The organism is uncultured Amaricoccus sp., from assembly GCF_937858865.1.
Lineage (GTDB): Bacteria > Pseudomonadota > Alphaproteobacteria > Rhodobacterales > Rhodobacteraceae > Amaricoccus.
Genome location: NZ_CALLYO010000562.1, coordinates 1 through 3,070, shown reverse-complemented (window position 1 = coordinate 3,070; position 3,070 = coordinate 1). Strand labels below are relative to the sequence as shown.

Sequence of the window (3,070 nt, the reverse complement as noted above, 5' to 3'; positions counted from 1 at the left end):
TGATCTGGATTGTCTAATGGAACCAGTATCATAGCAGGGTGGGCGCGCGCGCCCACCCTGCGCCCCGCGGCCTCAGTCGAGGCGGATCACCTTGCCCGGGTTCAGGATGTCGTCGGGATCGAGGGCGCGCTTCAGCTTGCGCATCAGCACCACCCCCTCGGGATGCTCGGCCTCGACATAGGCCATCTTGCCATAGCCGACGCCGTGCTCGCCGGTGCAGGTGCCGCCCATGGCGAGCGCCCGGCGCACCATGCGGTCGCTGACCGCCTCGGCCCGCTCGGCCTCGCCCGGATCGTTCGGGTCGATCAGGAAGGTGACGTGGAAGTTGCCGTCCCCGACGTGCCCGACGATCGGCCCGAGCAGCTTCTCCGCGTCGATGTCGGCCCGGGTCGCGAGGATGCACTCGGCCAGCCGCGAGATCGGCACGCAGACGTCGGTCGCCCGCGCCTCGGCCCCGGGGCGCAGCTCGCGGCAGGCCCAGAAGGCGGCGTGGCGCGCCGCCCAGAGCCGGTTGCGCTCCTCGGTGCGGCTCGCCCAGCGGAAGCCCGCCCCGCCGTGCTCGCCGGCGATCTCGCCGACGAACTCGACCTGCTCGGCCACCCCGGCCCCGGAGCCGTGGAACTCGAAGAAGAGCGTCGGCGTCTCCGGCAGGTCGAGCCCGGAATGCCGGTTGCAGGCCCTGACTTGCACCTCGTCGAGCAGCTCGATGCGCGCGATCGGCACCCCGGCTTGGATCGTGGCGATCACCGTGTCGACCGCCCCCGCCAGCGAGGCGAAGGAGCAGGCGGCCGCCGAGATCGCCTCCGGGATGCCCCAGAGGCGGAGCTGCACCTCGGTGATGATCCCGAGCGTCCCCTCCGAGCCGACGAAGAGCCGGGTGAGGTCATAGCCCGCCGCCGACTTCCGCGCCCCCCCGCCGGTCCGGCCCACCTGCCCGTCTGCCGTCACCCCTGTCAGCCCCAGCACCGCCTCGCGCATGGTGCCGTAGCGCACCGCGTTCGTCCCGCTCGCCCGCGTCGCCGCCATGCCGCCGAGCGAGGCGTCCGCCCCGGGATCGATCGGGAAGAAGAGCCCGGTGTCGCGCAGCTCGGCGTTGAGCCGGCTCCGCGTCACCCCCGCCTGCACACGGCAGTCGAGGTCGGCGGCATTGACCTCGAGGATCGCGTCCATGCCGGCGAGGTCGATCGTCACCCCGCCGCGCAGCGCCTCGATATGCCCCTCGAGCGAGGTCCCGGTGCCGTAGGCGATGACCGGCACCCGGTGCCGCGCGCAGATCGCGACGATCCGGGCGACCTCCTCGGTCGAGCGCGCGAAGGCGACCGCGTCCGGCGGGTGGCCGGCGTGCCAGGTCAGATCCTTGCCGTGCTGCTCGCGCACCGCCGCCGCGGTCGAGAGCCGCTCGCCGATGAGCGCCGAAAGCTCCGCGATCGCCGCCGCCGTGTCGCCCCGCCCCGCCAAGGCGGCGCTCTCCTGCTGCATCTCTTCCTCCCCCCGCCCGCGCTGGCCGTCCCGTCCCTGATAGCCGATCCCCGGCGCCGGCAAAACAGCGGCCGCGGGGGGGGGGGCGCAATGCACTTTCCATTTCCGTGCGTGCATGGGATAGGACGGGCCTCATCTTCAGCGGGGACACTCAGGCGATGGAACTGCGCGAAGCCCTGACATTCGACGACGTGCTCCTGGTGCCCGGGCCTTCGGAGGTGCTGCCGGCCCAGGCCGACACTCGCACCAGGCTGACCGCGACCGTGACCCTCAACATCCCGCTCATCAGCGCCGCGATGGACACGGTGACCGAATCGCGCATGGCGATCGCCATGGCGCAGGCGGGCGGCATGGGAGTCATCCACCGCAACCTCGGGGTCGAGGCGCAGGCCGCCGAGGTGCAGCGGGTGAAGCGCTTCGTCTCGGGCGTCGTCTATGCGCCAGTGACGCTCCGGCCCGACCAGACGCTCAAGGACGCCAAGGAGCTGCAGGAACGCTACCGGATCACCGGCTTCCCGGTGGTCGACGAGCGCGGTGTCGTGCTCGGCATCGTCACCAACCGCGACATGCGCTTCGCGACCGACGACGCCACGCCGGTGAGCGCGATGATGACCGGCGAGAACCTCGCCATGCTGCGCGAGCCGGCCGATCTCGGCGAGGCCAAGCGGATGATGGAGGCGCGGCGGATCGAGAAGCTGCTGGTGGTCGACCAGGGCGGCCGGCTGAGCGGGCTCCTGACGCTCAAGGACACCGAGCAGGCGGTGCTGAACCCGCTCGCCGCCAAGGACGATCTCGGGCGGCTGCGCGTGGCGGCGGCCTCGACGGTCGGCGACGCAGGCTTCGAGCGGTCGGTGGCGCTGGTCGAGGCCGGCGTCGACGTGGTGGTGATCGACACCGCGCACGGGCATTCGCGCAGCGTCGCCGAGGCGGTCGAGCGGCTGAAGCGACATTCGAACGCAGTGCAGATCGTCGCCGGCAACGTCGCCACCGCCGGGGCGACGCGAACGCTGATCGACGCGGGCGTCGATGCGGTCAAGGTCGGCATCGGCCCCGGCTCGATCTGCACCACGCGCATCGTCGCGGGCGTCGGGGTGCCGCAGATGACGGCGATCCTCGACTGCGCCGGCGAGGCGGAGAAGACCGGCCAGGTGGTCATCGCCGACGGCGGGATAAAGTTCTCCGGCGACTTCGCCAAGGCGATCGCCGCCGGGGCGCACTGCGCCATGGTGGGCTCGATCCTCGCCGGCACCGAGGAGGCGCCGGGCGAGGTCGTCCTCTTCCAGGGCCGGAGCTTCAAGGCCTACCGCGGCATGGGCTCGGTCGGGGCGATGGCGCGGGGGTCGGCCGACCGCTACTTCCAGAAGGAGGCCTCGGCCGACAAGCTCGTCCCGGAGGGGATCGAGGGCCAGGTCCCCTACAAGGGAGCGGTCGGGACCGTCCTCCACCAGCTCGTCGGCGGCCTGCGCGCGGCGATGGGCTACACCGGGAACGCCACCATCGAGGCGATGCGCTCCGGCTGCCGCTTCGTCCGCATCACCGGGGCGGGGCTCCGGGAGAGCCATGTGCACGACGTGCAGATCACCCGGGAGAG

General features: G+C 72.1%; 2 protein-coding genes. One reads left to right on the top strand and one right to left on the bottom strand.

Annotation, left to right across the window (positions count from 1 at the left end; all coding sequences use genetic code 11):
* Positions 1-72: 72 nt before the first annotated feature.
* Positions 73-1,479 carry an FAD-linked oxidase C-terminal domain-containing protein gene (locus tag Q0112_RS16655; protein ID WP_297977109.1) on the bottom strand — a complete coding sequence of 469 codons (1,407 nt, stop codon included), beginning with the start codon at positions 1,477-1,479 and terminating at the stop codon, positions 73-75.
* 158 nt (positions 1,480-1,637) lie between these two features.
* Here Q0112_RS16655 and guaB point away from each other — a divergent pair.
* On the top strand, positions 1,638-3,070 hold a 1,433-nt coding region (gene guaB / locus Q0112_RS16650; protein ID WP_297977108.1), incomplete at its 3' end, for an IMP dehydrogenase.

Excerpts from the sequence above, each read along its gene's own strand:
- Q0112_RS16655 (WP_297977109.1), bottom strand. The coding sequence starts at position 1,479 with ATGCAGCAGGAGAGCGCCGCCTTGGCGGGGCGGGGCGACACGGCGGCG.